This is a genomic window from Oceanisphaera ostreae (assembly GCF_042676125.1).
Taxonomy (GTDB): Bacteria; Pseudomonadota; Gammaproteobacteria; order Enterobacterales; family Aeromonadaceae; genus Oceanimonas; species Oceanimonas ostreae.
The window spans coordinates 1-899 of record NZ_JBHTJS010000064.1; the positions used below are offsets into that span (position 1 = coordinate 1).

Consider the following 899-nt stretch of genomic DNA (forward strand, 5'->3'; position numbering starts at 1 on the left):
CACGGCTACGCTCCCGGCACGTGAGGGATCGTATTCAAAGAGCACGCTGAGTTGATTGGATGGCCCACCTCGGGTCACCCACATCCATTTATCCGATTGTGCTGTTTTTCCGTCTTCTTTCAGCACTTGTAGACGGGTTTCATCGGCTTGAAGGTAATCCCCGCTGTTTTGCACCTCACGCATCAGGTGCAGTAAGGGTTGAGCCGTGTCAGCGAAGCGCATGCACCATTGTGCCATGTTATTACGGTAAATCGCTTGGCCCAGCCTTTTGAACTTACCTTCTTGACGATACAGCGGCATGCCATACACATACTTATCCGTAATGACGTGCGCAATCAGTGCGGTGGTCACTGAGCACTTACCAAAGGGATGCACCGGACGTTGCGCGGCCGCCATCTGGTCTTCTTGGCTGCCGTTGTTAGCGGTGAACACTGCTTTTTCTTGCCAGTGCTCTAGTACTTTGAGTTGAGCCGGGATGTAGTGCAGCTCTTCTTTCACTTTGGTGAAGAAGGTCTTGTCGGCACCGGCTTTTTCAAGCTCGGTGAGGGTATGCTCAATGCGTTCGCGCACCAGGTTTGCCGAGAAACCCCGTTGGCGTGTCTGACGTGCTTTGCGCTGCTGGGTAAGCTCTTCGCCTTCTTCACGGGTTTCAGGCAACACGTCAAACAACTCATCGAGTTGGGTTTCCAGCTCGGCTTCATCAAAGAGATTGAGCTGAAAGGTGGATTTTTCGCTGCTTGCACTGAACTTCTGCGTTTTGAGCAGGCGGTTCATTTCTTCCAGTAGCTCGATACGACGATGGGCTGCGTTTAACTCGCCCTTTTGTTTGTCTACAACCGTTTGGAATTCTTGCTGCATTTTAGCCAGCATCAAACGCAATTCAGCGGCACTGAGGCCGC

At 52.2% G+C, this 899-nt stretch carries 1 protein-coding gene; it reads right to left on the reverse strand.

Annotated features, from left to right (window positions below):
* Positions 1-899: IS66 family transposase (locus ACFQ1C_RS16115; RefSeq protein WP_379559701.1), on the reverse strand; the 899-nt coding region annotated here is incomplete at both ends.